The sequence below is a fragment of the Streptomyces sp. NPDC056160 genome (assembly GCF_042268205.1).
Classification (GTDB): Bacteria; Actinomycetota; Actinomycetes; order Streptomycetales; family Streptomycetaceae; genus Streptomyces.
In genome coordinates, this window is the sequence record NZ_JBHJUW010000053.1 from 15,024 (window position 1) to 40,662 (window position 25,639).

21 protein-coding genes and 3 pseudogenes are annotated in these 25,639 nt (G+C 70.3%); 10 read left to right on the forward strand and 14 right to left on the reverse strand.

Features of this window, described 5'->3' with window-relative positions; translation table 11 throughout:
* Positions 1-52: 52 nt before the first annotated feature.
* Complete coding sequence (locus tag ACFC02_RS20760) at positions 53-1,069, reverse strand: M56 family metallopeptidase (protein WP_376359089.1); 1,017 nt, start codon at positions 1,067-1,069, stop codon at positions 53-55.
* A gap of 4 nt (positions 1,070-1,073) precedes the next feature.
* Positions 1,074-1,490, reverse strand: coding sequence for a BlaI/MecI/CopY family transcriptional regulator (locus ACFC02_RS20765; protein WP_376359092.1), 417 nt, complete (start codon positions 1,488-1,490; stop codon positions 1,074-1,076).
* A gap of 165 nt (positions 1,491-1,655) precedes the next feature.
* Here ACFC02_RS20765 and ACFC02_RS20770 point away from each other — a divergent pair, with 165 nt between their 5' ends.
* From ACFC02_RS20770 to ACFC02_RS20785, 4 genes are all read left to right on the forward strand, one after another.
* Complete coding sequence (locus ACFC02_RS20770; protein ID WP_376359095.1) at positions 1,656-3,047, forward strand: glycosyltransferase; 1,392 nt, start codon at positions 1,656-1,658, stop codon at positions 3,045-3,047.
* A complete protein-coding gene (locus tag ACFC02_RS20775) occupies positions 3,044-3,781 on the forward strand; it encodes a polysaccharide deacetylase family protein (RefSeq protein ID WP_376359098.1) in 738 nt (245 codons plus the stop codon). Before ACFC02_RS20770 ends, ACFC02_RS20775 begins: the two co-directional genes overlap by 4 nt.
* Before the next feature lie 713 nt (positions 3,782-4,494).
* Complete coding sequence (locus tag ACFC02_RS20780) at positions 4,495-5,931, forward strand: hydrolase (protein WP_376359101.1); 1,437 nt, start codon at positions 4,495-4,497, stop codon at positions 5,929-5,931.
* Between the two features lie 344 nt (positions 5,932-6,275).
* A complete protein-coding gene (locus ACFC02_RS20785; RefSeq protein WP_376359104.1) occupies positions 6,276-7,076 on the forward strand; it encodes an MBL fold metallo-hydrolase in 801 nt (266 codons plus the stop codon).
* A gap of 189 nt (positions 7,077-7,265) precedes the next feature.
* Here the strand turns inward: ACFC02_RS20785 and ACFC02_RS20790 are convergent, their stop codons facing one another.
* The 3 genes from ACFC02_RS20790 to ACFC02_RS20800 all read right to left on the reverse strand — a co-directional run bounded on the left by ACFC02_RS20790 (position 7,266) and on the right by ACFC02_RS20800 (position 11,070).
* A complete protein-coding gene (locus ACFC02_RS20790) occupies positions 7,266-9,866 on the reverse strand; it encodes a M4 family metallopeptidase (protein ID WP_376359107.1) in 2,601 nt (866 codons plus the stop codon).
* 440 nt (positions 9,867-10,306) lie between these two features.
* Positions 10,307-10,663: a hypothetical protein gene (locus tag ACFC02_RS20795; protein ID WP_376359110.1), complete on the reverse strand. Its 357-nt coding sequence runs from the start codon at positions 10,661-10,663 to the stop codon at positions 10,307-10,309.
* Positions 10,664-10,695: 32 nt separating this feature from the next.
* On the reverse strand, positions 10,696-11,070 hold the full coding sequence (locus ACFC02_RS20800) for a hypothetical protein (protein WP_376359112.1): 375 nt from the start codon (positions 11,068-11,070) through the stop codon (positions 10,696-10,698).
* A 439-nt stretch (positions 11,071-11,509) separates the two neighbouring features.
* Here ACFC02_RS20800 and ACFC02_RS20805 point away from each other — a divergent pair, with 439 nt between their 5' ends.
* Together ACFC02_RS20805 and ACFC02_RS20810 are read left to right on the forward strand one after the other, a co-directional pair.
* Positions 11,510-11,845, forward strand: coding sequence for a hypothetical protein (locus ACFC02_RS20805; protein ID WP_376359114.1), 336 nt, complete (start codon positions 11,510-11,512; stop codon positions 11,843-11,845).
* Between the two features lie 316 nt (positions 11,846-12,161).
* Positions 12,162-13,010 (forward strand): class I SAM-dependent methyltransferase, encoded by an 849-nt coding sequence (locus ACFC02_RS20810; protein WP_376359117.1) that lies wholly within the window; start codon positions 12,162-12,164, stop codon positions 13,008-13,010.
* Positions 13,011-13,131: 121 nt separating this feature from the next.
* Here ACFC02_RS20810 and ACFC02_RS20815 read toward each other — a convergent pair whose 3' ends face one another.
* The gene (locus tag ACFC02_RS20815; protein WP_376359120.1) at positions 13,132-13,566 is read right to left on the reverse strand and encodes a VOC family protein; all 435 of its coding nucleotides are present in this window, start codon (positions 13,564-13,566) and stop codon (positions 13,132-13,134) included.
* A 159-nt stretch (positions 13,567-13,725) separates the two neighbouring features.
* A complete protein-coding gene (locus tag ACFC02_RS20820) occupies positions 13,726-13,878 on the reverse strand; it encodes a hypothetical protein (RefSeq protein WP_376359123.1) in 153 nt (50 codons plus the stop codon).
* Positions 13,879-13,901: 23 nt separating this feature from the next.
* Here ACFC02_RS20820 and ACFC02_RS20825 point away from each other — a divergent pair.
* Positions 13,902-14,456: pseudogene (locus ACFC02_RS20825) on the forward strand (alcohol dehydrogenase catalytic domain-containing protein); the annotation flags it as partial.
* A gap of 253 nt (positions 14,457-14,709) precedes the next feature.
* Here the strand turns inward: ACFC02_RS20825 and ACFC02_RS20830 are convergent.
* The 4 genes and pseudogenes from ACFC02_RS20830 to ACFC02_RS20845 all read right to left on the reverse strand — a co-directional run bounded on the left by ACFC02_RS20830 (position 14,710) and on the right by ACFC02_RS20845 (position 18,314).
* Positions 14,710-15,387 carry a GAP family protein gene (locus ACFC02_RS20830; RefSeq protein WP_376359126.1) on the reverse strand — a complete coding sequence of 226 codons (678 nt, stop codon included), beginning with the start codon at positions 15,385-15,387 and terminating at the stop codon, positions 14,710-14,712.
* A gap of 62 nt (positions 15,388-15,449) precedes the next feature.
* A pseudogene (locus ACFC02_RS20835) lies at positions 15,450-16,685 on the reverse strand (cytochrome P450).
* Positions 16,686-16,698: 13 nt separating this feature from the next.
* The gene (locus ACFC02_RS20840) at positions 16,699-18,090 is read right to left on the reverse strand and encodes an NAD(P)/FAD-dependent oxidoreductase (RefSeq protein WP_376359129.1); all 1,392 of its coding nucleotides are present in this window, start codon (positions 18,088-18,090) and stop codon (positions 16,699-16,701) included.
* On the reverse strand, positions 18,087-18,314 hold the full coding sequence (locus ACFC02_RS20845) for a ferredoxin (protein WP_376359132.1): 228 nt from the start codon (positions 18,312-18,314) through the stop codon (positions 18,087-18,089). The genes ACFC02_RS20840 and ACFC02_RS20845 overlap by 4 nt, the downstream gene beginning before the upstream one ends.
* 497 nt (positions 18,315-18,811) lie before the next feature.
* Here ACFC02_RS20845 and ACFC02_RS20850 point away from each other — a divergent pair, with 497 nt between their 5' ends.
* Positions 18,812-19,651, forward strand: a complete 840-nt coding sequence (locus tag ACFC02_RS20850; RefSeq protein WP_376359135.1) for an SDR family oxidoreductase — start codon at positions 18,812-18,814, stop codon at positions 19,649-19,651.
* A gap of 697 nt (positions 19,652-20,348) precedes the next feature.
* Here ACFC02_RS20850 and ACFC02_RS20855 read toward each other — a convergent pair.
* The 3 genes from ACFC02_RS20855 to ACFC02_RS20865 form a co-directional block, all read right to left on the reverse strand.
* Positions 20,349-20,981, reverse strand: a complete 633-nt coding sequence (locus ACFC02_RS20855) for a TetR/AcrR family transcriptional regulator (RefSeq protein ID WP_376359137.1) — start codon at positions 20,979-20,981, stop codon at positions 20,349-20,351.
* Between the two features lie 2 nt (positions 20,982-20,983).
* Entirely contained in the window at positions 20,984-21,934 is a 951-nt protein-coding gene (locus ACFC02_RS20860) for a zinc-binding alcohol dehydrogenase family protein (RefSeq protein ID WP_376359140.1), read from the reverse strand.
* A 274-nt stretch (positions 21,935-22,208) separates the two neighbouring features.
* Positions 22,209-24,032 (reverse strand): glycoside hydrolase family 15 protein, encoded by a 1,824-nt coding sequence (locus ACFC02_RS20865; protein ID WP_376359143.1) that lies wholly within the window; start codon positions 24,030-24,032, stop codon positions 22,209-22,211.
* Positions 24,033-24,554: 522 nt separating this feature from the next.
* Between ACFC02_RS20865 and ACFC02_RS20870 the strand changes: the two genes are divergently transcribed.
* Together ACFC02_RS20870 and ACFC02_RS20875 are read left to right on the forward strand one after the other, a co-directional pair.
* Positions 24,555-25,289, forward strand: a complete 735-nt coding sequence (locus tag ACFC02_RS20870; protein ID WP_376359146.1) for a CDP-diacylglycerol diphosphatase — start codon at positions 24,555-24,557, stop codon at positions 25,287-25,289.
* Positions 25,290-25,386: 97 nt separating this feature from the next.
* A pseudogene (locus tag ACFC02_RS20875) lies at positions 25,387-25,608 on the forward strand (MBL fold metallo-hydrolase); the annotation flags it as partial.
* Positions 25,609-25,639 lie beyond the last annotated feature (31 nt).

The window sequence follows — 25,639 nt, forward strand, 5'->3', positions numbered from 1 at the left end:
GGTACCGGCAGGCTGAACCGCGGCGTACACCAAGGGCCGCGGCACTACGCGCCTACCTGCGGTGCCTTCCGTGCTCGTCGGCTCCGCCGTGGTGGCAGCAGACGTCCGGCCGCTGCGACGGGCGCCCCGTCCCCGCGACGCCCGTCGCCCCGGCATCGGCCACGCACTGGGCCCGTTCCGCGCTCTCGACCAGGCTCTCGCTGTCCGAGACGGCGTTGGCCAGGCTGGCGCAGCACAGAGTGAGCAGGAGGGAGCCGGCCACGAAGGGCAGGGTGCGGCGCGGCGGCAGTGGGGCCAGCAGGGCCTGCACCCGCTGGGGCACCGCCCCGCCGGTCGCGGCCAGGGCCGCGGGGCGCGACGCGCCGGCGGAGGCCAGAGCCGCGCGCCCGACGGCGCGGGCGACGACCGTCCGGCTGCCGACTCGGGCCGCGGCCTCCTCGTCGGCCCATCGCTCCAGGGCGAAGCCACCGGCCCCGGCCAGCGGTCGCAGCAGGGGGTTGGCGGCAGCCGTGAGTCGCCACACGGTCTGGAAACGGTGGTGGCGGCCGTCGAGATGGGCTCGTTCATGCGCCAGGAGGGCGTCGCGCTCCGTGTCACCGAGACAGCGCAGCATCCCCCGGGACACCACTATCCGTCCGGGGGCACCGGGCAGTGCGAACGCCTGAGGGACCTCGTCGTCGATCACCGCCAGTTCGGTGTCTCCGGGCATTCGGTCGCATTCCCGCCGGGCCCACAGGACGTGGCGGACCTGCTGTACGGCGGCCACCCCCAGTGACACGAGCCCCCACACCAGGGCCAGGGCGCTGACGGCCGCGACGGTCAGGGAGACGGGGTCCTGTGTGCGCAGCACAGTGACCGACCAGTGGCCCTCCTCGGCGACCTCGGGGATCTGCGCGAAACCGGTGAACGCCAGCAGGGCCAGTGAGCCGAGCCAGCCGGTCGCCGCCACGAGCGCCGCACACGCCAGGGACCAGGCCGCGGGCCGCGGCGCCGGCCGACGGGCCGCCCGGGGGGCGAGCACAGCGAGGACCACGGTGACCAGGAGCGGGACGTAGACGCTGATCCTCACCGGCTCACTGCCCGTCGTCGTAGCGCCCGGCGTCCTGCTCGCCCAGCAGGCGGTGCAGCAACTGCTCGTCCTCCTGGGAGAGTTCGTTCACGAAACGGGTGAGCACCGCCTCCCGGTCGGAGCCGCGCTCCAGCAGGCTGTGCATGCGCACGGCCGTGTCGGACGCCTCGTCCCGGACGGGCGCGTAGGCGTATCCGCGAGCTACGGGGTGCCGTACGAGCATGCCCTTGTCGTGCAGGCGCGACAGGATCGTCAGCACCGTGGTGTAGGCGAGGCCCCCTGGCAGCCGCTCCAGGACCTGCCGAGCGGTCAGCGGCTCGTCCACGGCCCACAGGGCGGCCAGGACACCGCTCTCCAGCTCCCCACGTGCCCTCCTGCCGGTCGCCCCGCCGCCTTCGTCGCCGCTCTTTCGGTCGCGCACCGTTCACCGCCTTCCCACGGGTGGTCCACCCTACCCGGGAATCTACTACGGCTTGTAGGACGTCGGCGGCGCCTCCACCGCGGGATCTACTACATGTTGTACGAGCTTACCTACTACATGTTGTAGAGTTCGGCCGCCCACCCACCTGCGGAGGAACGAGCCCCTATGCCCCACCCAGGAAGTTCGGTGCACCTGCGCGCCCTGGCGGCCGCCGCCCTGCGTCCCCAGCCGGTGTCCGACGCGGCGCGAGCCGAGCGCGTCGCGATCGTCTCGGCGAGCATCGGAGCCGGCCACGACGGCGCTGCCGCCGAACTGGAACGCCGGCTCACGGCCCAGGGCCTCGTCGTCGACCGTTTCGACCTGCTGGACCTGCTGCCCGCCCGGATCGGGCGCTTGGTCCGGGACGGCTACCACCGCATGCTGGTCCAGGCCCCCTGGGCCTACCAGCGGGTCTACCGCAGCACCGAACGCGCCGGTGGGGGCGGCCCGTTGGCGCGGGCACTGCTGCGGACCGCCGAGGAGCGCGTGCTGCGTGCGCTGCACCCCGGCACCGGCGCGGTCGTCTCCACCTACCCGGGAGCCAGCCGTGTCCTGGGCGCCCTGCGGCTCCGCGGGCGGCTGGCCGTGCCCGTCCTCACGTATCTCACCGACTTCTCCGTGCACCCGCTGTGGGTGGCCGACGGTGTCGACGTCCACCTCGCCGCACATGCCGTGCCCGCAGCCCAGGCCCGGGCCGCCGGGGCGCGGGACGTCCGGGTGTGCGGGCCGGTGGTGGATCCGCGGTTCCGTCCCGGCAGCGCGCTGGAGCGCGAAACGGCCCGGGCCCGCTTCGGGCTGCCGGAGAACGCCCCGCTCGCGCTGCTGGTCGCCGGCTCCTGGGGCGTCGGGCCGGTCCGGCAGGTCGCGCTGGAGTTGCGCGAGTGCGGCGCTGCCGTCCCCGTGGTCGTCTGCGGCCGCAACGAGGCGCTGGCCGAGCAGCTTCGCGCGGACGGCATCGAACACGTCCATGGCTGGGTCGACGACATGCCCGCGCTGCTGCACGCCGCGGACGTCCTGGTCCAGAACGCCGGCGGACTCAGCTCCCTGGAGGCGTTCGCCACCGGTCTGCCCGTCGCGAGCTACCGGTGCATACCGGGTCACGGCATCACCAACGCCGCCGCTCTGCAAGAGGCCGGGGCGGCGGTCTGGATCCGCGACCCGGCCCGCCTCAAGGCCGTACTGTGCGACCTGGTCGACGGCCCGCTCGGACTGCGCCAACGCGCGGCCGGACTCGCCCTCTTCGCTGCCGAGCCCGACGACGGACCCGCCGCGGAGACAGTGCGCGTCCACCGCGCCGGGCTGCCGCCGCTGCCGCCCCGGCCCGCCGCGTACAGGCGACGTCCAGCGGCACGCCGGCTCGTCGCCACCACCGCCGTGGCATGCGGGGTGTGGGCGTGTGCCGTCGGCACGGGGATCGCCACCGCGTACGACGGCCCAGGTGTGATCCGCGCCCTCGGGCACGGTCTCGACCTGGACGACCTCCGTCCGGCCCACGCCCCCCAAGGCCATCATTCGTGACCGCCGCCCGACTGGTCCGCACCGCTTCTGCCGCCGCCCTGGCCGCCCTCGTCACCGCCCATGCCGCGCCCGTCGTCTCCACCTTCGGGCCGCTGCGCAACCGCGCCATGCCTCGCCTCTCCGGCCGGGGCCGGCCGGGCCACATCGCCCTCACCTTCGACGACGGACCCGACCGGATGTCCACCCCGCACTTCCTGGACCTCCTCGCCGAGCGCCAACTTTGCGCGACCTTCTTCTTGTTGGGCCGCGAGGCGCACCGCTCGCCCGGCCTGGTCCGCGAGATCGCCGCGGCGGGCCACGAGATAGGGATCCACGGCTGGCTGCACCGCCCGCTGCTGCTGCGCGGCCCGCGCGCCACGTACGACGACTTCGCCCGCGCCCGCGACACCGTCGCCGAGGTCACGGGGCAGCAGCCGGCGCTCTTCCGGCCCCCGTACGGCGTCATGTCGACCGCCGCGCACCTGGCCGCCCACCGCCTCGGTCTCACCCCCGTGCTGTGGACCTGCTGGGGCGAGGACTGGACCGCCCGCGCCACGCCTGAGTCCGTCCACCGCACCGTCACGGCCGATCTGGACGGCGGGGGAACCATCCTGCTCCACGACTCGGACTGCACGTCCGCCCCAGGCGCGTGGCGCTCGACCCTGGGCGCGCTCCCCCGCATCCTCGACACGTGTGCGCAACGGGGGTACGAGGTCGGCCGGTTGAGCGATCACGGATGGTCTCATCCGGCGTGACACAGCGAGGTCGGTGATCCCCTGCCGGTCCCCCTTCGCCGGATCACGGCCCGGCGGGCCGTCGCCGTCACCCGGCGCCTTCGCCGATGTCGAACACATCGACGAATCCCGGCAACCCCTCACCGGCTGCGGCAGCGACGTCGAGCTGACATCGCCCCGGGCTCGCCCGCCCACGGCAGGAACATCACCGCAGCGTGAGGTCGCCGTAGACGACGGGTCGAGGGTGGTGAAGGAGCGCAGTTCGGTGGCGGGCGCCGGGATCACGCCGTGGTCCTCCAGCACGCGGCAGACGCGGGCGTGGTGGGTGGCGGCATCGGCCGGAAGCCTCACGGCGGTCGCCGCGGCGGCGTCGGCTTCGTCCTGGGTGACTGGGCGTGGGCGAGGCGGCCCCCTGCTCCACCAGCGGGCCCTGGGCATCCCGGTCATCGAGGTCGGACGACGCGACGTCCAGGCAGCTGCAGGCAGGCGGATGGTCTCGCAGGGCGAGCCCGGTGGGGTGACCGGGCGACAACCACCCGCCGCTCCCGGCGACGGACCGGCAGGAACGCGACCCGCATTCCGGTCAGGAACCACCTGCGACGTGCTCGTACGGCCCGGACGGATCCGAAGGTTTCCGCCTGGGACCGGGAGGGTGTCGCGTTTCCTCCCCTTCGGGCAGCGGTCGTGCCCCGGCGACTCGTGACGGGCGAAGGGGGCCCGCATAGCGTCGACCGGTGAGCCTTTGGACTTCCCTGGAGCCGGCGTCGGCGACCGTGGACCCCGGTGACAGTACGCGTGTGCGGCTACGGTTGCGCAACACCGGTGACGTCGTCGACGAATATCGCTTCGAGCCGGTAGGTGACATCGCGCCCTGGACGACGGTGGAGCCGCAGACGTTGCGGTTGTTCCCCGGTACGACGGGGACGGTGGAGCTGACGTTCGCGCCGCCGCGTACTCCGGACGCCACGGCGGGTCCGAACCCGTACGCGGTGCGGATCACGCCGACGGAGCACCCGGAGGCGGTGACCGTCCCTGAGGGCAACCTGACGATCACGCCGTTCACGCAGGTGCGGGCGGAGTTGGTGCCGCCGACGGTGAAGGGGCGTTTCCGGGGCCGTCCGCGTCTGGCGGTGGACAATCTCGGCAACACGAAGGTCACCGCGTCGGTCAGCGGCAGCGACAACGGTGACCAGTTGTCGTATGACATCCATCCGAGCAATGTGCAGATCGAGCCGGGCCGTGCCGCGTTCGTGAAGGCCACTCTCAGGCCGCGGAAGATCATCTGGTTCGGGGCGAAGGAGCAGCGGCCGTACACGCTGGCCGTGCAGCGGTCCGGCGCCAGCGCCGTCCCTGTCGAGGGCACTTACCTCCAGCGCGGGTTCCTGCCCCGCTGGCTCGCCACGTTCTTCGGCGTGCTGGTGGCCCTCAGTATCACCTTCGTGATGCTCTGGATCGCCTACCAGCCCAGGTTCGGCACCGGCGCCAACGAGAAGGTCGCCGAGGCCGGCAGCACCCTCGCGCCCGCCCCCTCGGCGCCGGCACCGCAACCGCCGCCTCTCAGCTCAGCGCCCGAGACGCCCTCCATGCCGCCGCAGGAATCGAAGGACGGGGCCGACGCAGACCCGAAGGGCGGGGACGGCGGGGGTGGAGGGGCCCCTGCGGCCACCGTGACCGCCAAGCCCCCGGCGGACACCGCCGCCACGGCCGTGCGGCGCCTGGCCAAGAACGACCCGGGCGGCCGGCACATCTGCTATCGCGCCTTCGTCGCCGGAGAGGGCTGGCAGAAGCCTGTGTGCGACGGCACGATGACCGGCCGGACGGGCAGCGACGCCAAGATCAAGGCACTGAACGTCTCCACGACGGGAGTGGCCGGCTCGGCCGCCAACGCCTTCGTCAACGACCCCCAGTCGACCGACGGCAAGGGCCACTACGAGAAGTGGACGGCCATCGTCGCGGACGGCAAGGACAACTACATCGGCCGTGCCGCCAAGGACGCCCCGAACATGTCGGGCTTCGCGATCAACGTCGGCGACGGCCGGATCTGCCAGACCTCCAGTGTCTGGAGTCGGGCCTGGGGCGCTCAGACGTGCGGTGACCAGCGCCCGGCCATCGTCTTCGCGGGCACCTTGGACAACGGTGTCTGGCTCGAGGCCGTGAAACTCACGGTCTGACAGCGGGGGGCGGCGGGCTGCCAGGAGCCGTCGCCCGACAGCAGCCTGCCGGCCTTGCGGTACTCGCGGCGGCCCTCTCCAGCAGGTCGGCCGCGCTGACCGGACCCCGCCGCGACCGCAGGAACGACTCCTCAGGTTCGTCGTTCCAGATCCCAACTGCACGCTCGTCGACCACGCCCGGAGGCTGCCCAGACCGTTGCCGCTGTCAGCGACGGCTGCACTCGATCGAGGGGCGGCCCGGGAAAGAGAACACCGGCCGGCAATCAGCCCACCGCACTCACCCAAACCGCCCCTGAACAGGGAAAGCGTCAAAGTGCTGCGGGAGTACTAGCTAGGCTCTCGGGATGGCCAATGATCTTCGCCTCACGGTCCTGGGTTGCGCGACACCGTATCCGAGCGTGGACAACCCGTGTTCCGGCTACCTGGTCTCCAGCGGAGGCACGCATGTGTGGGTGGATGCGGGCAGCGGGACCCTGGGTCCGCTGCAGCGTCACGCCCGACTGGACGAACTGGACGCGATCTGGATCTCGCATCTGCACGCCGATCACAGTGCCGATCTGCTCACCGCGTACTACGGCGCCTTGTATGCGGACGTCCGTCTCACCGCACCGATCCCTTTGTTCGGTCCGCCGGGTATCGCCGACCGATTGGCGGGCTTCCTCACCAACACGTCGACGCGCAGCCCGATCGAATCCGCCTTCGCCATCACCGAGCTGTATGACGGGCACCATGCGGACGTCGGCTCGCTCCGGCTGTTCAGCCGGTCGGTGGCGCACGGCATCCCGGCCTTCGCGCTGCGCGTCGAGGCGTCGGGCCGGTCGTTGGTCTACTCAGGGGACACTGCACCGTGCACCGGACTGACCCAGCTGGCCGACGGATGCGACGCGCTGCTGTGTGAGGCCGAGAGTGCGCAGCTACCCACTGAGGGCGACCCGGTGCATCACACTCCCGAGGAAGCCGGGGCGACCGCCAGCGCGGCCGGGGCCGGTCGGTTGATCGTCACCCATGTCGGCCGCTTCCTCACGCCGCAGCAAGCGGTGGCTCGAGCCGCGGCCTGCTTCGACGGGCCCATCGACTACGCCACTCCCGGCTCCACCTTCGAGATTGCCCAGGCGGCGGGCTCCCCCGAACGTTCGACGAGCTGACCTCGTTCGAAGCGTGCGCCGGCGCGGACCAGCGGAGTTCATCCAGCCGCCGAAGGAGAAGACGACCAGCCGGACGGCCCGCCGCCTCATCGCGGGGCCGGCGCCGCACTTGGTCGGGTGAGGGCGGCCACCGTTCGACGGTGACCGCCCTCGGCGCCGTATCGCTCTCGGGTTCGGTGCCGCCCCTGCTTACTCGCAGGTGCCCGCGAACGTCGAGCGGGTCACGACGTCCGTCGTGGCGGCGGTGGTGTCCAGCCACACGACGCGCCGGCCGTCACCGAGGGACGGAGCCAGCTGCGAGCCGGAGGAGCAGGAGACGCGGCTGAATCCGTTCAGACCGGCCAGCACGTCGGAGGTGTCGGCGACCTGCACCTTGGTGGGGCCGCTCCAGGAGCCCAGGGCGCCCCAGAGGTCGTAAGCCGAGTACGCCAGGTAGTCGTCGTTCACGGAGAACTGGGCGGCGTAGAGGCTTGCGGGGAAGCGCAGATTCGCCATCTGGGTCACGTCGTCGACCGGCGTCGAGCCGATGGTGGTGGACGGCAGCAGGAAGCCGCCGGTGATGCGGTAGAAGACGCGGTCCGAGGTGAGCTGGACGTCCGAGATGTAGTTGAACAGGAAGCCGGGGATGCGCTTGTCCTGCGTCCTGCCGGTGGCGATGTCGTAGACGTAGAGGTACGTGCCGTCGCCGCCGGCCCAGGCGATCGTGCCGTTCTTCATGGCGAGGTGGGAGGCCTTGGTGCCGGGCTCGGGCGTCACATCGACCGTGGTGCCGTCCGCCTTGCGGAGCATGACGTCCTGCTCGCCGTCGGGGGCGGTACGGATGTAGGCGAGGGCGCCGTTCTCGGTGACCGGCTCGGTCTCGTCCACGCCCGGCTCGTCGACCAGCTTCTTGATCTCGCCCTGGCCCTTGCTTCCGGCCTGGTAGATGCCGACGCCGTCGGCGGAGATCCGGGTGAAGGCGATGCGGTCGTTGTCGAGGGACGGGTCGAGAAGGTAGGCGTCCTTCTGGGCCAACTCGTGCCGCGGGTGCTTGGAGAAGCGGCCCACGGTGATGCCGAAGGCGGCGCTGCCCTGGTCCCAGGCGATGGCATCGCCGTGGGGGATGGCGTAGACGTCGCCGTTGATCTGGGCGGCCTGCTCGTCGACGCCGCCGTAGACCTCGTAGGCGGGCAGGATGTTGCCGGCGAGGGTGGTGGCGTCGTGCGTGCCGCCCTTGTGCTCCCATCCCTGCTCGATGCCGTGAGCGTCGAAGGCCTTGTCGATCGCGGCGAGGTCGGCGGTGGAGACCTTCATGGACTTGGCCGCGAGGGTGACCGCATTGCGCATGTCGGTGAAGCCGGACAGCGGGGTGAGGTAGTTCTCCGCCGCCCGGTAGATGATCTGGTCCGCGAGCCTGGTGTCGATGCTCTTGCGGAGGTCCCACAGCGCGCCGCCGACGATGGTGGAGTTGGAGTGCACTCCGCCGTTGTCGATGTCGAGCGTGATGGGCAGGTAGTCCTTCTGCGCGTTGCGGCCGTCGTTCAGGTCGCGCAGGGCGCAGTCCTTGAGCGGCTTGGTGCCGTTGCAGAGGTACTCGCCGACGAGGCCGGAGGTGGGGTCGCTCATGGCGATGCCCTTGTCGGCGGTCTCCATGGCGTTGCCGAAGTAGTCGGAGATCGCCTCGTTGAGGGCGCCCGACTGGTTGAGGTAGACGAGTCCGGCGGCGTGCTCGGTGACGCCGTGCGTCATCTCGTGGCCGACCACGTCCAGCCCCACCGACAGCGGCACGCCGTTCATGTGGCCGTACACCATCTTGGAGCCGTCCCAGAAGGCGTTGGCGTAGTCCTTGCCGTTGCTGGCGACGTTGACGACGGAGTAGATGCTGCCGCCCTTGCCGTCGATGCCGTCACGGCCGAGCCGGTCCTTGAGGTACTCGTAGACCTTGGCGGCATTGATGTGGGCGTCGACCGCGCCGGAGGTGGTGTTCGCGCCGTCGAAGCGGTCGGTGGCGGACTTCACCAGAGGGGTGTCGTCGGTGACCGGGCCACCCGCCACGAGCGTGTAGTTCTTGCGCTGCGCGTCGTAGGTGCGTATCTGGCCACCGGTCCGCGCGTACATGTCGCGGGCTGAGTCGACCAGGGTGTACGAACCGTCCGCGTCATGATTGGCGTTCAGCTGCACCTCAGAGCCGTCCACGCGCACGCCGGTCCCCGTCACGGGCGCGGCGTCGGCCGCGTCTATGTTGTCGTACGACAGGGCGATGCCGCCGACGCTCGCGTCGACGTACACCTCCTGGCGCACCGGACTGCCGTCACCCCGGGCACCGGTCACGGTGAAGTGCCAGGTCAGTGTGCCGCCGTGGGAGTTCGGAAGCACGACGAGACCGTGCTCGGCGGTCTGGGCACCCTTGACGGTGCCCAGGTGCGAGTCCAGGGAGAACATCCGCTGCTCGGCGGTTTTCTCGGTGACCTTCGGGGTGGTGGAGACGGTGAGATCCGTGTACAGGGTGCCCGTGGCGGAGGTGACCTTCTGGCCGCCCTCGGCCGGCTCTGTCTGCACCGCGTACTCGGCGCCGAGGACCGGCACCCCGTTGTGCTTCTGCTGGAAGCGGACCGCGGACTGTTTGCCGACCTTGGTGGTCTTCAGGGTCTGCAGGTCGGAGACCAGGACCTTGTACTTGTCCTGATGGGCCTTGAGGTGCGCACGGGCTGCCTCGGCGGGAGTCCCCTCCCGGGCGGCGTGGTCCAGGCCCTCGGTCATGACCGGTGCGACCGGGGCCTGGCCGGCGGTGACGTTCGCGGGCAGAGACACCTCGTCCTCGGCCCGGGCCGACGCGCTGGGCAGCGCCGATACCGCGGCCGCAACCACCACTGCAGCGGCAACGGATCGGTGGAGCCGTCTTGTTCTTGTCGGGAACACGGGAACTCTCCCCATCTCACACGGGTACGTGGATTGGCACCGATACGCAGAGTCCGTGGTCCTGTGCGTTCGGTGGCTCGATGGTTCGGTATCAAGCGTTCCGCGGACAAGGGATCACCACAGGCGTGAATGCGCCTTGGCGTAGATACGCCTCATGTCCCGCCGGACCGGCACTGGTTGGGCCGCTTCTGTCGCTTTCCAGGGGGGAGAGTGCAGGCGGGTTCACTTCATGGCCGCTCGACGAGGAGTTCGTGGACGCGGTGGATCGTCCGAAAGGAACGTGCTCGTCGCGGTGCGGGGTTGAGGTGGCCGCTGACCGCACTCCGGGGCTCTCAGGTACGCGGCTCAGCCGGCTCCGGTGGGCCGGCGTTCTCCACCACCGGGTTCGGCGCCGGTGCGGACATTCCGTCATTGCCGGTCAGCCAGCCCGCCCGCACCGCCTGGCAGCCCAGCTGGAAGCGCGTCCGCGCGTCAGCCAGCTGCATCAGCCGGCTGAGCCTGCGCTGCACCGTGCGATGACCGAGGCCGAGCTGCCGGGCGATGCTGACGTCCGTCAGACCCACGTGCAGCAGCCCCAGGATCGACAGGTCCACCTCGTCCGGGCCGGCCTGCGGACCCGGGGCAGGCCCCGTCTGCTCGGGGCCGACAAGCCGCCAGCCGCGCTCCCGGTAGGCGTGAAAGAGCGCCACCAGGGCTTCCAGTAGTCCGGTTTCATGAATGATCAACGCTCCGGGAGCGCCCCGGGATGGCTGCTCTGGGCCTCCTGGTACTGCTCGGTGAGCCAGGCTATGAGTCTCTCCGCCTGCCGCAGGCCGTCACGCCGGGCGGAGAGCAGCGGCTCCAGGGCGAGGGCCGGTGGTGTGGCCCGGTAGCGCGGCTCCTCGCCGAAGTCGGTGTCGGCGAGGGCCAGGCCGGTGCCGACCAGCCGGTGCAGCACCGCGGCCACCCCGTGCTCCGACCAGGCGACGACCCGGGTCGCGCCGACGGGCAGGGCAGCCAGTGTCCGTGTGAGTTCGGCGGCCCGCACTCCCGGGTGTGCGACGAGGACGCGGTAGACCACGTCCTCCTCGTCTGCCAGTCCCAGCGCAGTCAGCACCCGCGGCCTCCTCGTCTTGGCGTCGGACGGCGCTCCATCCTCACCGCCGGAACCTTGCCCCGCCCCCGGCTGCGGCATTCTCCCTCCCGCCGCAGGCCAGCCGCTAGTCCGGCTCCTCAAGGGCAACTCCTGCCGGGCGGCCGGTGAGTTACGGCTGCCGGCGAGCCGCGGCCGGTGTAGTCGCACAGCTGCCGAAGACTTCCTGCGCGAGTCGTTCCCCTGGAGTGCCGGCCCCCCGGTTCCGGTCTCGCTTCAGCGCGTCGGCGGCACACCCGTATCACTTCCAGGCTCGGACGTCCTTCCGGGGGGACGATGAGGCCGGTGCAGGACACAGTTGCAGCACACAGCGCCGTCGCGGCCGCGGCAAGCGCGAAGCACACGGGCAGGGATATGCGGCCCACCAGCCGCCCTGTAGCGGCCGCAGCCCCGGTGAGCCGGCGTGGACGACATCGCCTGGTTCGCCGGCCACATGTTCGACAACTGGCAGTCCTGGGGCGCCCGCGACCTCGCCGTGATCGGCGACAGCCTCACCGGCGACGAGATCGCCGCCACCTTCGCGCGGGTCACTGGCACCCCCAGCACTTACATTCCGACGCCGCATGACGACCTGCGCGCCGCCGTCCCCGACTTCAGCCACGACTACGCAGCCATGTTCCAGTTCTTCGCCGACCGTGATCTCTACACCCGAGACCGGGACATCAACCTCCTGCGCCGCCTGCACCCCGACCTGATGACCTTCGAGGACTGGCTGCACCACACCGGATGGACGGGATGACCACACACCACGTCAAGTCCGAACGCGGACCAGCATGACAGGCCTCGTCGCCCCTGACCGGACCGGGGCCGACGCACGCCTGTGATCTGGCAAACCTGACGTGACATGGCGGGGACCGGCCGAGGTGAATGCCACGAGTTTGAGCCGTCCGCCGCAGTTCAAGGCGGAGCGGTCGCACTGGCTGACCACCGACGGCCGTCGCGCCGCATCCAAAGGGGTGAGCGGTCGTAGGCGGTCAGTGCGCGCATGACCGCCGGGCGCGCATGAACCTGGCTCCGCTCATCCGCCCTTGGTATCGATCATCTAGGCTGGCGCGGTGACTGATGAGCAGGAGCGGGTGCAGCCGTCGGGAGTCTGGGCCACGGCGGTGGGGGTGGCCAGGGTGCGGGCGCTGGAGACCGAGCGGGAGGACGCACTGTTCCGCGACCCACTGGCCCAGGCCTTCGCCACCGCCGGCGGCCTGTGGCCCTCCTCGCCTGCGCCTCGTGACGAGGCCGCGCGACGCCGCCGGCTGGGCGTGGCGTTCTCCATCGTCATCAGGACGAAGTTCCTCGACGACCTGTTGCAGGAGGCCTCCGCGTCCGGGGTCCGGCAGGTCGTGCTGCTCGGCGCCGGCATGGACAGCCGGGCCTTCCGGATGGACTGGCCCGAGGGCACCCGGCTATTCGAGGTCGACACCGCCGCGCCCCTGGACTTCAAGGCTTCGGTGCTGCGCCAGGAGCGGGCCGTCGCACGCTGCGAGCGGATCACCGTCGCAGTGGATCTGCGTGAGGACTGGCCAGGCGCGCTGGCCGCCGCAGGGCACGACCCGGCGCTGCCGACCGTGTGGATCGCCGAAGGGCTGCTGATCTATCTGCCCGAGGACGCGGTGGAGCTGCTGCTGGCCCGGATCGGCGCGCGGTCGGCGGCAGGCAGCCGGATGGGGCTGACGTTGGGCTCGCGCGGTGTGATCGAGCGCTTCGGGGCGGACGCCGTGCCGGGATCGGCGGTGTCCATGTGGGTCTCGGAGATGCCCGACGACCCGGTGGGCTGGCTGGCGGGGCACGGCTGGGCGGCCGACAGCCACACCCTGCGCGAGCGCGCCGCCGCCTACGGCCGCCCGATCAGCACCCCGCCCCAGCGCGAGGAGCGGCCCGGCGGACTGATCTCGGCGGTCCGCCGGTAGAGCGCTGCTCCGCGACATCGAGGACATGGGTCACCCCGGGCAGCTCCCCGCCTGACCTGCCCCCACCGCCCTGCACAGACGTCCCAGGGGGCGGCCCCCGCCTCCCCGGCTCGGAGAATGCTCAGTCGATACAGAACTCGTTGCCCTCGATGTCCAGCATCGGGATGCACGATTCGTTTTCCTCATCGGCATAGAGCGTTTGCACGTGGGTGGCACCGAGCGCGACCAGTCGTGCGCACTCGGCTTCGAGCGTGGCGAGGCGCTCGTCCCCCACGAGCCCGGTGCCGACCCGGACGTCGAGATGCACCCGGTTCTTGGCGCTCTTGCCTTCGGGGACGCGCTGGAAGTACAGGCGCGGGCCCACACCCGAGGGATCACTGCAGGCGAACCATGAACCCCGCTCCTCAGGAGGCAGGGTGCGGTTGAAATCGTCCCAGGTGGTGAACCCCTCCGGTGGCGGCGGCACGACGTACCCCAACACCTCGCACCAGAAACGAGCGACGCGCTCAGGTTCCGCGCAGTCAAAGGTGACTTGGAACTTCTTGATCTCTGACATCGGTGCACCGTACCAAGGGGGCCTCGGGCTCTGCCGCTCATTTCCGCAAGCGGATCCGGCCGCCACCCGTCGCGCTTCCGGCCGCCTCGGAGACCAGCGGCTCTGTGGCCATGACTCGATTCCCTCAGGCAATCGGACCTCCATCAGGCCCCTGGCGCTTCACACTGCACGGCCCCCATCGCGTGTGGTGTCCATGGTCTGGATCAGGACGCGGAACCCGGTCAGCAAGGCGTTGAGGCCGACTTCGAACTCCTCGTCGCCGGTGACCTCCGCGAGGGTGTCGGCGTGCTGGACGAGGAGAGGGAAGGTCACCGCGTCGCCTCGCCGTCGCCTCGGCGGGCATCTGCGGGACCGACGTGAACTTCGCGGCCGGCGGCGCCCAGGGGTACACCTATGGTCACGAGTTCACCGGCACGACCGCCGACGGCCGGGGCTACGCCGTCGAGCCCACGGTCTACTGCGGCGAGTGCGCCCAATGCCGCTCCGGTCATGTCCAGCGGTGCGACGCCCCGGTGCATGGAACGCTCGGGATATTCAGGGACGGTGGCATGTGCGACGCCGTGACGGTCCGCGAGGACATGCTCGTCCCGCTTCCGGACGGCCTGGACGTGGGCGACGCCTGCCTCGTGGAGCCGGCGGCAGTGGCCTGGCACGGCGTCCGCAGCGCGGCGCTCACGCCAGGGGAACGGGTGGCAGTCGTCGGCGGCGGCAGCATCGGACTGCTGGCCGCGGCCGCGGCCCGGCAGCGCGGCTACGAGGTCGACATCGAGGTACGCCACACACACCAGCGGATTGCGGCGGAACGCCTCGAAGTCGGCCCGGCAGCAGGTGTCTACGACGTCGTGATCGACGCCGCGGGAAGCGAGACCGCTCGGAGTGGACGTAGGTGAGTTCCTTGACCAGGCTGACGATGCACAGAACCCGGACCACGACAGCAGCAGTCCGGTGCGCAGCCGCTTCACGCCGAAGGCGTCGCGGTGGCCTGCGGCGAGCCGCCGCCCGTCGCCCGCGAGACCCTTCGAACGCACAGCCCCTGCCCACCTGAGCGTCCTGCCGTGGGCCGGAAGGACATCCCAGCACGTCCCTCTGGGACTCTTGTCTTGCTTGCAGGGGCCTCCTTGCGGCTGCCCGTCGGCGGAGTCCTCAGGATGCGATCACGCTGATCCCGTCGCCGGACAGTTTGAGTCCGAGCACGAAGAAGAGAGCGGCCATGACCGCAGTGTTGTGCCGCGCGGCCCAGTTCCGCCAGCCGGTGAGGATGCTCTTGGCCCGTTCTCCCAGGCAGAGGTAGACGGCCAGCGGCGCGAGGACCCCGAGCGAGGCGATGACCACGAAGATCGCGAGGGACCCGATCTGTTGCGGCACGGAGATTCCGGCTGAGCTGATCGAGGCGCCGGCGGCGATGGTGAGGGGGGCGTTCTTCGCGTTGGCCGCGGAGAGCAGGAGCCCGAGGCCGAGGACTTTGGCGGGGGTGAAATGATCGATCGCCGCCATCCACTTCGGCAACTGCGCCTGTGAGGGGTCCCGGGGCCGCCGTAGCCACTGCCGGACGGCGAACAGGACGAGCAGCACGCCGAGTGCGAGTTTGAGAGTCCCCACCCACGTGGCGGGGTGCTTGTGCGTGGCCGCCCCGCCAGGGCCCCCCACGGCGAGCATGATCGCGCCGAGGGCCGCCAGGCCCAGGAACCACCCGAGCGCGAACAGGGTGCCGTTCACCCGTCCCTGCGGGGTGGCGAGGATGAGGATGATCGCCACGATGGGGAGCGGGCTGATCGCGACACCGGCTGCCAGACCGAGTACGTCCCCGACGGCGTGACCCACGGCGGCCTCCTCAGGGGTGGAGGGATCGTGTGCACCGCCAGGCCGGGCCGGCGGCACTCATGTCATCGGCAGGCATGCTGACCACCACTCCGCTCGACGTGCAGATGGATCGGCCCGCGCAGCACGGGACTGCGCCGGTACGGTGGGGGGTCGGCCACCAGCGTGGGCCGGTCCAGGCGGCGCACCAGCTCGGTCAGCGCGATCTGGGTTTCCCGCCGGGCCAGCGGGCCGCCGAAGCACAGATGAATGCCGCTGCCGAACCCCAGGTGCTGGTTGTCACGCCGGTCGGGGTCGAAGCGGTCGGGCTCGGGGAAGCGGTCCGGATCGCGGCTGCCCGAGGCCAGCATCAGCATGATCTGCGAACCCTGGGGAATGACGGTGCCGGCGACGGTCATGTCGTTGTACGCCGCCCGCCAGGGGATGATGTGCACGGGCGGTTCGTAACGGAGCAGTTCCTCGACCAGGGGAACGACCAGGTCCGGATCGTCGCGCAGTCACCGCAGCACCTCGGGGTGGCGCAGCAGCGTCAGCATGCCGTTGGTGATGAGGTTGACGGTGGTCTCGTGGCCGGCGATGAGCAACAGGTTCGCGGTGGCGACGATCTCGTCGTCGGTCATCCGGCCGTCGGGTCCGTCGTCGTTGGCCAGCCGTGACAGCAGGTCGTCGCCGGGCCGTCCGTGACGTCGCTCCAGCAGGCCGCCGAGGTACTCGCGGAGGTCCTTACGGGCCTGTTGGCCCTTGTCCAGTTTCTCCTTCGGGTCGGTTCTGGGGTCGTAGTCGATGGAGTTGATGAGGTCGTCCACCCAGACGTGGAACTTCGGTTCGTCCTCGCGTGGCACACCGAGCAGGTGGCAGATCACGGCGACGGGGAACGGGTAGGCGAAGTCGTCGACGATGTCGATCCGCTCCTTCCCCTCGAAGTCGTCGATCAGACCACTGACGATGGCGGCCAGCGCGGGTTCCATGCCGGCCAGGAGCCCCGGGGTGTGCGGGGGGCCGAAGTGGCGCATCGCCATACGGCGCAGGCGGTCGTGTTCGGGCGGGTCGAGGTTGATGAACGCCGGCGTGGCCTGTGCCTCGATCCCGGCCGGCGGACGGCAGAGACTGCGGGTGTCCGAGCTCAGGTGGGGATTGTGCAGGATGTCCGTGATCTCACGGTAGGTGCTGATGACGTAGGTGCCGTCCTCCTGCCTGGCCACGGGCGTCTCGCGCAGTTCGGCGTACAGCGGGTACGGGTCGGCCCGGGAGGAGTAGTCGAGGATCCGTCGGAGCGTTCCGGTCGTCCCGGTCGCGGTCATCTCGCTCTCCCTCCTACCGGTGCTGGTACGCGGCCGTGACGCGCCGCTCACTCGGGTTGTGGCCGGTGACGACCACGGTGGCGCCCTGGGCGAGCAGGGTCGGGCCGGGGAAGTCGACGGGCACCGGTTTCATGTCGGCGGGCTGGTCGGGCGTGGCCGAGGGAGGCGGGAAGGGCGCGGCCGTCTCGATGAGCCGGCGGTAGTGGTCCAGCCACTTCGCGTTGTTGAAACTCACTGCCGCGGTGACGCGGCCGTGGTAGCCGTAGGCGGCGACGAAGCGGTGCTCGGGCACTGATCCCTGGGTGACGACCACCTCGTCGGCGAAGGTCGGCACGCCGACGGACTTGATGTTGACCCCGAACTGGATCGACCAGAACAGCGGGATGGACAGGTGGGGCCACCGGTCCGCCTGGCCGCTGACCATGTTGTGCGCCGCCACCTCGGCCTGCTCCACCGCGTTGGCCCAGTGTTCCAGCGAGATGAGCCGGTACTCGTAGATGGGGTTCGGGCAGCGTGCCACGTCCCCGGCGGCGAAGACGTCGTCGGTGACCAGGCCGTTGAGGTCGAGGGCGCGGCAGCCGGTGTCGCAGGCGATCCCCCAGACACCAGCCGCGAGCCCCGATCCGTGCAGCCACTCGGTGTTGCGGATGCCACCGAGGGCGACCACCGCCACGTCGGTGTCGATGGTGGTGCCGTCGTCGAAGTGAGCGCGGCGAAGACGTCCCTGCGCGTCGCCCTCCAGCCGGGTGACCTTGACACCGCAGCGCAGGTCGACACCGTGCTCGCGCTGCATGTCCGCCGCGACCTGGCCGATCATGGCACCGAGTGCGCCGACCAGCGGGGCCGGCGCGAGTTCGGCGACGGTCACCGGGATGTCCCTCTCGCGGCAGACTGAGGCGATCTCGGACCCGGTGAACCCCGCGCCGATGACCAGCACCCGGGAGGGCCCGGCGGCGAGGGCTCGTTGCAGGCCCGCGGCGTGTTCGCGCGTCCGCACGACGAAGACCCCGTCCAGAGCCGCCTCACTCTCGACGAACCACGGCCGGGCCCGGACACCGGTGGAGATCAGCACCCGGTCGAAGGGCACGGCGCGTCCGTCGGCGAGACGCACCTGATTGGCCGCCAGGTCCAGCCCGCTGGCAGGCACTCCCAGCAGCCACTGCGCATCGATGTCGCGACGGCGCGGCAGTGCGGTGTTCTCGGCCGGCACCCACCCGGTCAGTACCTGCTTGGACAGGGGAGGCCGGTCGTAGGGTTCGCACCGTTCGTCACCGATCATGGTCAGTGAGCCGGTGAAACCCTCGTCGCGCAGTGTCTCCGCGGCCCACAGTCCCGCCAGTGACGCCCCGACGACCACGATGCGGCCGTCACGCTTGAACGCTTGCAGATTGTCGGCACTGGTCATGGCGCCGCCGCCTCCGCCGACGAGGCCCGTCCCTCCAACTGGTCGACCAGAATCGCCTGGACCGGGCAGGCCGCCGCGGCGCGCAGCACCTGCTCGCGCCGGGCGTCGTCCGCGCTCGGGTCGTACATCAGCGCTTCCTCGCCGTGCATCCGGAACACCTCCGGAGCCAGGAAGGCGCACTGCGCATATCCTTCGCATCGGGAAAGATCGACGACAACTCTCATCCCGGCCTCCGCAGGGATCACAAGCCGCGGCCCCGGAAACCGGTGCCACTCGGTGCGCGATGAGCACACCGCGCCCGGCACGCGAGAGGCGCGGAAAGCGCGAGACGGCGAGAGCGAGGGGATGCAGCCGTTGCTCAGCTCGGCGGAAGCGAGGTGCTCAGATCCGCGGAAGCGAGGAGTTGCACCGCGATCGTCTGGTCGCCACAGATGCTGATGGTCATCGCGTACAAGGCGACCGGCGGGTGAAACCGCCTGGGAAATACTGACCTAACTGCGAAAAAGCCTAGCGTTTTCGCACCTCGCCCGCACCCCGGGAAGGGCGGTTGCGCGGATCGGCGTCGGAGTCCGGCGCCGCCGGGGGCCCGGTCGCGTTCGACCGTTCGGCGCAATCCGCCCGAACCCGGCGTGTGCCGTGGGGGCAGGGGTGGTTCGGTGGCGACAGGAGCCGACCGGGCTCACACGAGTTCGGGGGCAGCCAGTCGAGAAGGAGAACCGGCGTGAGCGTGACTCAGCGAGCCCCTCAGGGCGTCATACCCTCACACCTTCTGAAGGGCCAGAAGGCCCTTGTCACCGGCGCGAACTCGGGCATCGGCAAGGCGACGGCCATCGGCCTGGGGCGCGCCGGGGCCGACGTGGTCGTGAACTACGTCGCCGGGAGTGAAGAGGCCGAGCAGGTGGTCGAGGAGATCACGGGGTTCGGCGTGCGCGCGATGGCGTACGAGGCGGACGTTTCCCAGGAGGACCAGGTCGTCGCGATGATCGACCGGATGGTGGCGGAGTTCGGCACCATCGACATCCTCGTGGCCAACGCCGGGCTGCAGCGCGACGCTCCGTTCACCGAGATGACGATGTCCCAGTGGCAGAAGGTGCTGGACGTCAATCTCACCGGCCAGTTCCTGTGCGCCCGGGAAGCGACGAAGGAGTTCCTGAGGAGGGGAGTCGTCCCCGAGGTGTCGCGCGCGGCCGGGAAGATCATCTGCATGAGCTCGGTGCACCAGCTCATCCCGTGGGCCGGGCACGTCAACTACGCGGCCTCCAAGGGCGGCGTGCAGATGATGATGGAGACGCTGGCCCAGGAACTCGCACCGCACAGGATCAGGGTCAACGCAGTCGCTCCCGGAGCCATCAAGACGCCCATCAACCGCAGCGCCTGGACCACCCCCGACGCGGAGAAGGAACTGCTGCAGCTGATTCCCTACGGGCGCGTCGGCGATCCGGAGGACATCGCCCACGCGGTCGCCGGGCTCGCCTCGGACCTCATGGACTACGTGGTCGGCACCACCCTCTACGTGGATGGCGGCATGACCCTCTTCCCCGGGTTCGCCACCGGCGGCTGAACCGCTCGGTCCCGGCGCGGCGTACGGATTTCTCGGTCTCGGTGGACGTGAAGTGCGATCTTCCTCGGTTCGTGATCGCTCGATCGTGGTACTGATCGTCACGCAGGGCCGCCTGCCGGGCACGTCCATGTCGAGATGCGGGGCATGAAGCGGGAGCGGTACCCGAGCGACTGCTTCAGACGGCATGAATCGCGTACGACAAACCGGCGGCGCACCTGGTCGCCCTGGCGTGCTGGCTGCCGGGCACCCCGTCGAACACCCGGCCGACGATGGGAGCCGAGCCACTGGACAGGGCGGAAGCACGCCTGGCGGAAGCCGCCGAAGGGGAACGGTGTGCGAGCACCTGGTGGGCCGGGCCGAGGGCCGCTGTGGACGCTCATCCAGCGCGGGACGAGATCCTCGGCGATGCCCGCAGCCGGGCCGGGCACCGACCCTTCTGCCCGGCCGGCCCGGCCCCAGGCATCGGCCCCGCCGTAAGGGTCTGGTTGGTGCCGCTGGGCCTTCGAGCCGCAATTCGCGAGGGTGCCTGTCATCGGAGGTCTGGGGCGCACGCTCAACCCGTCAACCCCACCGCCAGTGCCGCACGGCCCATCCGGTACGGCGCCGGCTCCGCGCGTCGGCATCGGCTGCGTGGTCGACTCCTGCCGGGAGTGCGAGCACTGCCTCGCCGGGCGCGAGCAGCACTTGTCACACCGCCTCAAGCCTCCGCGCAACGGTGATCGACGCCGGTTCCCACGCCCCTCAGAACGGCGTGTGCGATCTCCTCGACGAAATCCGGTGCGAGGGGACGGTGCCCGAAAAGCGTGCGGAAGACGACCGGGGCCGCGAACAGGTCCAGTACCAGGTCGGCGTCCAGGCCGGGTCGGAGGTCGCCCCGTTCTTCCGCCTTGCGCAGGGACCGCAGGCACGCCTCTCTGCGGGGTTCCCACACGACACTGAGGAAACGGGCGTGGAGTTCCGGGTCGTCGGCGATGTCCGCCACGAGCGCGGGAAGCAGGCGCCCGAACCTCGGCTCGGTCAACCCCCGGCGCAGCGCCTCGAGGTGTCCGACGACGTCACAGACGGTACAGCCCGTATCGATACTGACGACGCCGACCCGGTCGTGCGCCAGGGCGTCGACGACGAGATGCTTCTGGCTCTTCCAGCGGCGACGGATGGCGGGCTTGCTGGTGCCGGCCCTGGCGGCGATGGCCTCCATGGTCAACGCCCCATAGCCGTACTCCTCAAGGAGCTCCGAGACCGCGGTCAGCACGGCATGGTCGATCCGTTCGTCCCGCGTACGCGCCATACCGCTTTCCTGGGTCCCTTTCCCGCTGCTGCTGCCGTACAAGGTTATCGGGACATCAGCACCACCTTTCCGAAGGGCCTGCCCTCCGCCACGTGCGCCACGGCGCGAGCCGCTTCCGCCAGCGGATGCGTCCGGTCGATCACAGCCGAGAGGTGACCGGCCGCACGCAGCGCCTCGATCCGCTCCCAGGAACGGGCCAGTTCCTCCGCTGTCGCCGAGCGGAGACTGTGGGCGAACAGGGCCGGCGACCTGTGGAAGTCCCTCAGCAGCGGTGCGAAGGCGTCCGGCCCCGGAGGGCCGCCCGCCGCTCCGCACAGGACGTAGCGTCCGTTGGGCCGCAGGAGCCCGAGGTACCTGCCGAGGTCGGGGCCGGTCACCGTGTCCACCACGATGTCGTAGGCGGACTCGGGGAGCGTGGCGGCGGCAGCCGTCCGGTCGAGAAGGTGCGCGGCGCCCAGGGAACGCAGCAGCTCGCCCCGGACCTCGGAGGAGGTGACGGCCGTGACCTCCGCCCCGCGTGCACGTGCGATCTGTGTGGCCAGCACGCCGATGCCTCCGCCCGCACCGCGGATCAGCACACGCTCCCCGGCGGAGACTCCCGCCCGTTCAAGTGCCGTCTCGGCGACGAGTGCGTTGATGCCCAGCGCGACCGTGTCCCTCGCGGACCAGTCCGCCGCGGCCGGCAGCACCTGGCCGACGTCGGCGACGGCCAGGCGGGCGAAGCCGCCGAACCGGGGTAGCAGGGCGAAGACCCGTCGGCCGACCATTTCCTCCGGCACGTCCGGCCCCAGTGCCGTCACCCGGCCCGCGATCTCCATGCCGGGCACAGCGCCCACGCCGGGAAAGCCACCGTAGTCACCTCGTAGGGCCATGACGTCCACGTAGCCGATCCCCATCGCCTCCACCTGGACGAGCACTTGGCCCGGACCAGGCACGGGCCGCGGCACGTCCCTCACGGAAAGCTCTCCCGACTCCTGCACCACAACCGCTTCCACGCGACCTCCTCTGACACCGTTCAATAACATTCCGATTCGCATCGGAACGTAATAGACCGAGACGACCCCCGTCAACCGACGGCACAAAGTCGGCCATACGACCTCGGACGCACATGTTGCGGGTGATCGCCCCGAGGGAAGCGTGCTGCTGCGCGGGATCGAGGCGGCCAGGCAGGTGGCTGGGGGGCGTTGCCGCGTTTCCCCGGCGGCATACCTCACTGCACCGTCATGGCCAGACGTCGGCCTGCGCTCGGAAAGTTCCGGGTCGCTCCACTCAGTCCCGCTGCTGATCGAGGGCGTCGTCCAAGGTGGTGGCGGCCATGATCAGCGACAGGTGCGTGAAAGCCTGCGGGAAGTTGCCCAACTGCTCGCCGCTGGGACCGATCTCCTCGGCGAACAGGCCGACGTGGTTGGCGTAGGTCTGCATCTTCTCGAAGGCGTAGCGCGCCGGACGCGTCCGGCCGGCGAGGGCGAGGGCATCCACGTAGAGGAAGGTGCAGAGGCTGAAGGTGCCCTCGGAGCCCCGGAGTCCGTCCGGGGAGGCCGTGGGGTCGTAGCGGTAGACGAGGCTGTCCGACACCAGCGTGCGTTCCATCGCGTCCAGGGTCGACAGCCAGCTGGCCGTCCTGGGCGCCAGGAACCCGACCCGCGGGATGAGCAGCAGCGAAGCGTCCAGGACCTCGCTCCCGTAGTGCTGCACGAGGGCCTGCTGCTTCTCGCTCCAGCCCCGCTCCATCACCTGTTCGAGGATCGCGTCGCGAGCGGCGGTCCATCTCGGCACGTCGGCGGGACGGCTCTGCTCTCTCGCCAGGCGCAACCCCCGGTCGAAGGCCGTCCATTCCATCACCCGGCTGAAGGTGAAGTCCTGGCGCCCACCGCGTGTCTCCCAGATGCCTTCGTCGGGGCGGTCCCAGGAATCGGCCAGCCGGTCCAGCGTCCGCGCCAGGTTCTTCCAGCCGTGGTAGCTGCCTCCCTGGGCCACATCGTGTCCCTCCGACAAGGCGTAGAGCGCCTCCCCGTAGATGTCCAGTTGCAGCTGATCGGCCGCGGCGTTCCCCAGCCGCACCGGATACGAACCCTGATAGCCCTCGAAGTGCGAGAGGATCTCTTCCGGCACCTGGGGGTCCCCGTCGACCCGGTACATGATCTGCAGCGGCTCGTCGTCCACGCCCTCCCGGGCCTGGAGGCGATCGCCCATCCAGCGGGTGAACTGGGCCGCCTCCTCGGCGAACCCCAGGTCGAGCAGGGCACGCACGGACAGGGAACCGTCCCGGACCCAGGTGTAGCGGTAGTCCCAGTTGCGTTCGCCCCCGATCTGCTCGGGCAGCCCCATGGTGGCCGCGGCGACCGGAGCGCCTGTGGGTGCGTAGGTGAGCAGTTTGAGCGTGATCGCCGAGCGGTGCACGACACCCGGCCAGCGGCCGTGGTACCGGGAGGAGTGCACCCAGCGCTGCCAGAAGTCCACGACCTCCCAGAAGCGCTCCATCGCCCCCTGCGGGGTGAGCGGCGGTGGGGTCGCGAGATCGGCCCCGCCGACGGTGAAGACCGCCGCGGCCACCTCGCCCGCTCTCAAGGTCACCGTACCCCGCACGTCCGTGCCGTCGCGCTGGAGGGGGAAGGTGCCTTGCAGGTGGGCAGTGACGTCCGGTGCCCGGAACGTGGCGGTGCCGTCCCGCAGGTCGAGACGGTGCGTGGCCCGGCCGTAGTCGAAGCGCGGACGGCACTCCAGAGCGAAGCGCACCGTGCCGCGCACCGCCCGCACACCGCGTATCAGCACATGCTCGTCAGTGGGAGTGCCGGTGCGATCCGGTGGCATGCAGTCGAAGACTTCACCGACACCGTCCGGCGACATGAAACGCGTGACCAGCACTGCCGTGTCGGGGTAATACAGCTGTTTACAGGTGGTGGTCTCGTGCTCCGGCGCGAACAGGAAGTGGCCGCCGCGGTCGTGGTCGAGCAGGGCGGCGAAGACACTGGGCGAGTCGAACCGGGGAGCAGCGAACCAGTCGACGACCCCCCGGGAGGAGACCAGAGCGGCGGTTTGCAGGTCGCCGACGAGTCCGTGGTCGGCGATGGGCGGGTAACGGTCCATGATCATCTCGCTTCTCCGTGCGCCTGCTTCCACTGTCCGCCCTGCGCGGCACGGCTGCCATGGGATGCGGCACCAGGAGCGAGGGTTGCCACCGCCGACACCACCCGCCTTCGTCGCCGTCGCCGTCGATGTCGTCAGCAGGCCGGCAGCACGCCCGGGGTCGGCGTCACCTGGCACTCCTGGGTGGCACGCTGGTTCCACCAGCGACGGCCTCAGGCCACAGCGGCGGCCTCGCTCGACCCCACCCGCGGACCGTCGTCGCAACAGCAGATGCGCCGCCTCGGGGTTGGTGACACGGTGGTGGTACGGCTCGAAGTCAAGCCCTGAGGCAGTGAGTCACGCTCCCGAGGCAGCACGACGCCGTCTGCACCGGCGCCCGGCCACAGCGGACCGGCAGCGCAGGCAACCCGCGAAGTCCCTTCGACCGGGGCGGCAGCGGATGCCTTGATCCCTCTGAACAGGACCGGCCCGAGGACGCTCCCCGCCGGGCACGCCACTTGCCGCTCGATCACCCCGAAAGGTGCTGCCATGACCGGCGAGCATGGGAAGAACACCCTCACCGCACCGTCCGACGTCCTGTGCGGAGACCCCGGTGACCCGGACTCCCTGTGGAAAATGGCTTGGGAGTGCCAAGAGAGGCCGGTCGGCACCTTCTGGCTGGTGTCCAAAGGAAAAAAGGGATACCTCCTCGTTCCCACCGATCGCATCAGAGGGATCGAGTGCCCGGCCCTCATATCCGGCGCATTCGCCAGAAACAACTACTGGCAGATAGCTGTGGAGCGATCCGACTACTGGTTCTCAAAACCGCGATGGGGGACTGTCGGGCTGGGGATCAACGCGGCCGGGTCCCGCTCCCACGACCAGTTGCACATCCACATGTCCGCCGTACGCCAAGGGGTGAAAGCCGAGCTCGACAAAGCCCGTCAAGCGGGCACGGTCGCCGGGGATCTGAAGAGCTGGCCCAACCGGTTGACCACGGTCACCGGCGTGGACGAGGAGAAGAATCCACCGCAGCCGGACCCGCGGAGCTACCGCGTGGTCCACGTCGACAGCTTCCAGCAGTACAACCTCTTCAATGCGCTGTACGAATCTGTCGTCACCCCCACGCACGAACAGATGGGCGAGCAAACGATGATCGTCATCGGGGCGGGTGCCGGACCGGCCGACGGGTATTACATTCTGAACAGCCGGAAAGACCTCCCCCACACTGCGCCTGTCCCCAAGGGAATCGGTTACTGCGACAGCGTCCTCATCTGCAAGTGATTCAGGTGCTCCCGCTGCTCGGGCCGACTCCGGCCAGCCCGTCCACCCCGACCACACCATGCAGACCCTGCGGACTCCCTTCAAGACCGCAGCCCGTGTGACCGTGCCGGCGCTCCCCGCGGTCCACGGCCCCGAGGACGGCGAGCGCGACGCCGACGGGAACGTCAACGGCGAAGTCACCGGATTCGTGCTGTCCGGGCAGGGCCTTCCCACCGTCTACGTCAGCGGCGACAACGCCTCGATCCGCACTGTCGCGGAGATCTCCCGCCGGGTGCCGGACATCGACGCGGCCGTCCTGCACGCCGGGGCGGCACGCGTGCTGGACATCCCCGAGCGGGACAGGTTCCAGT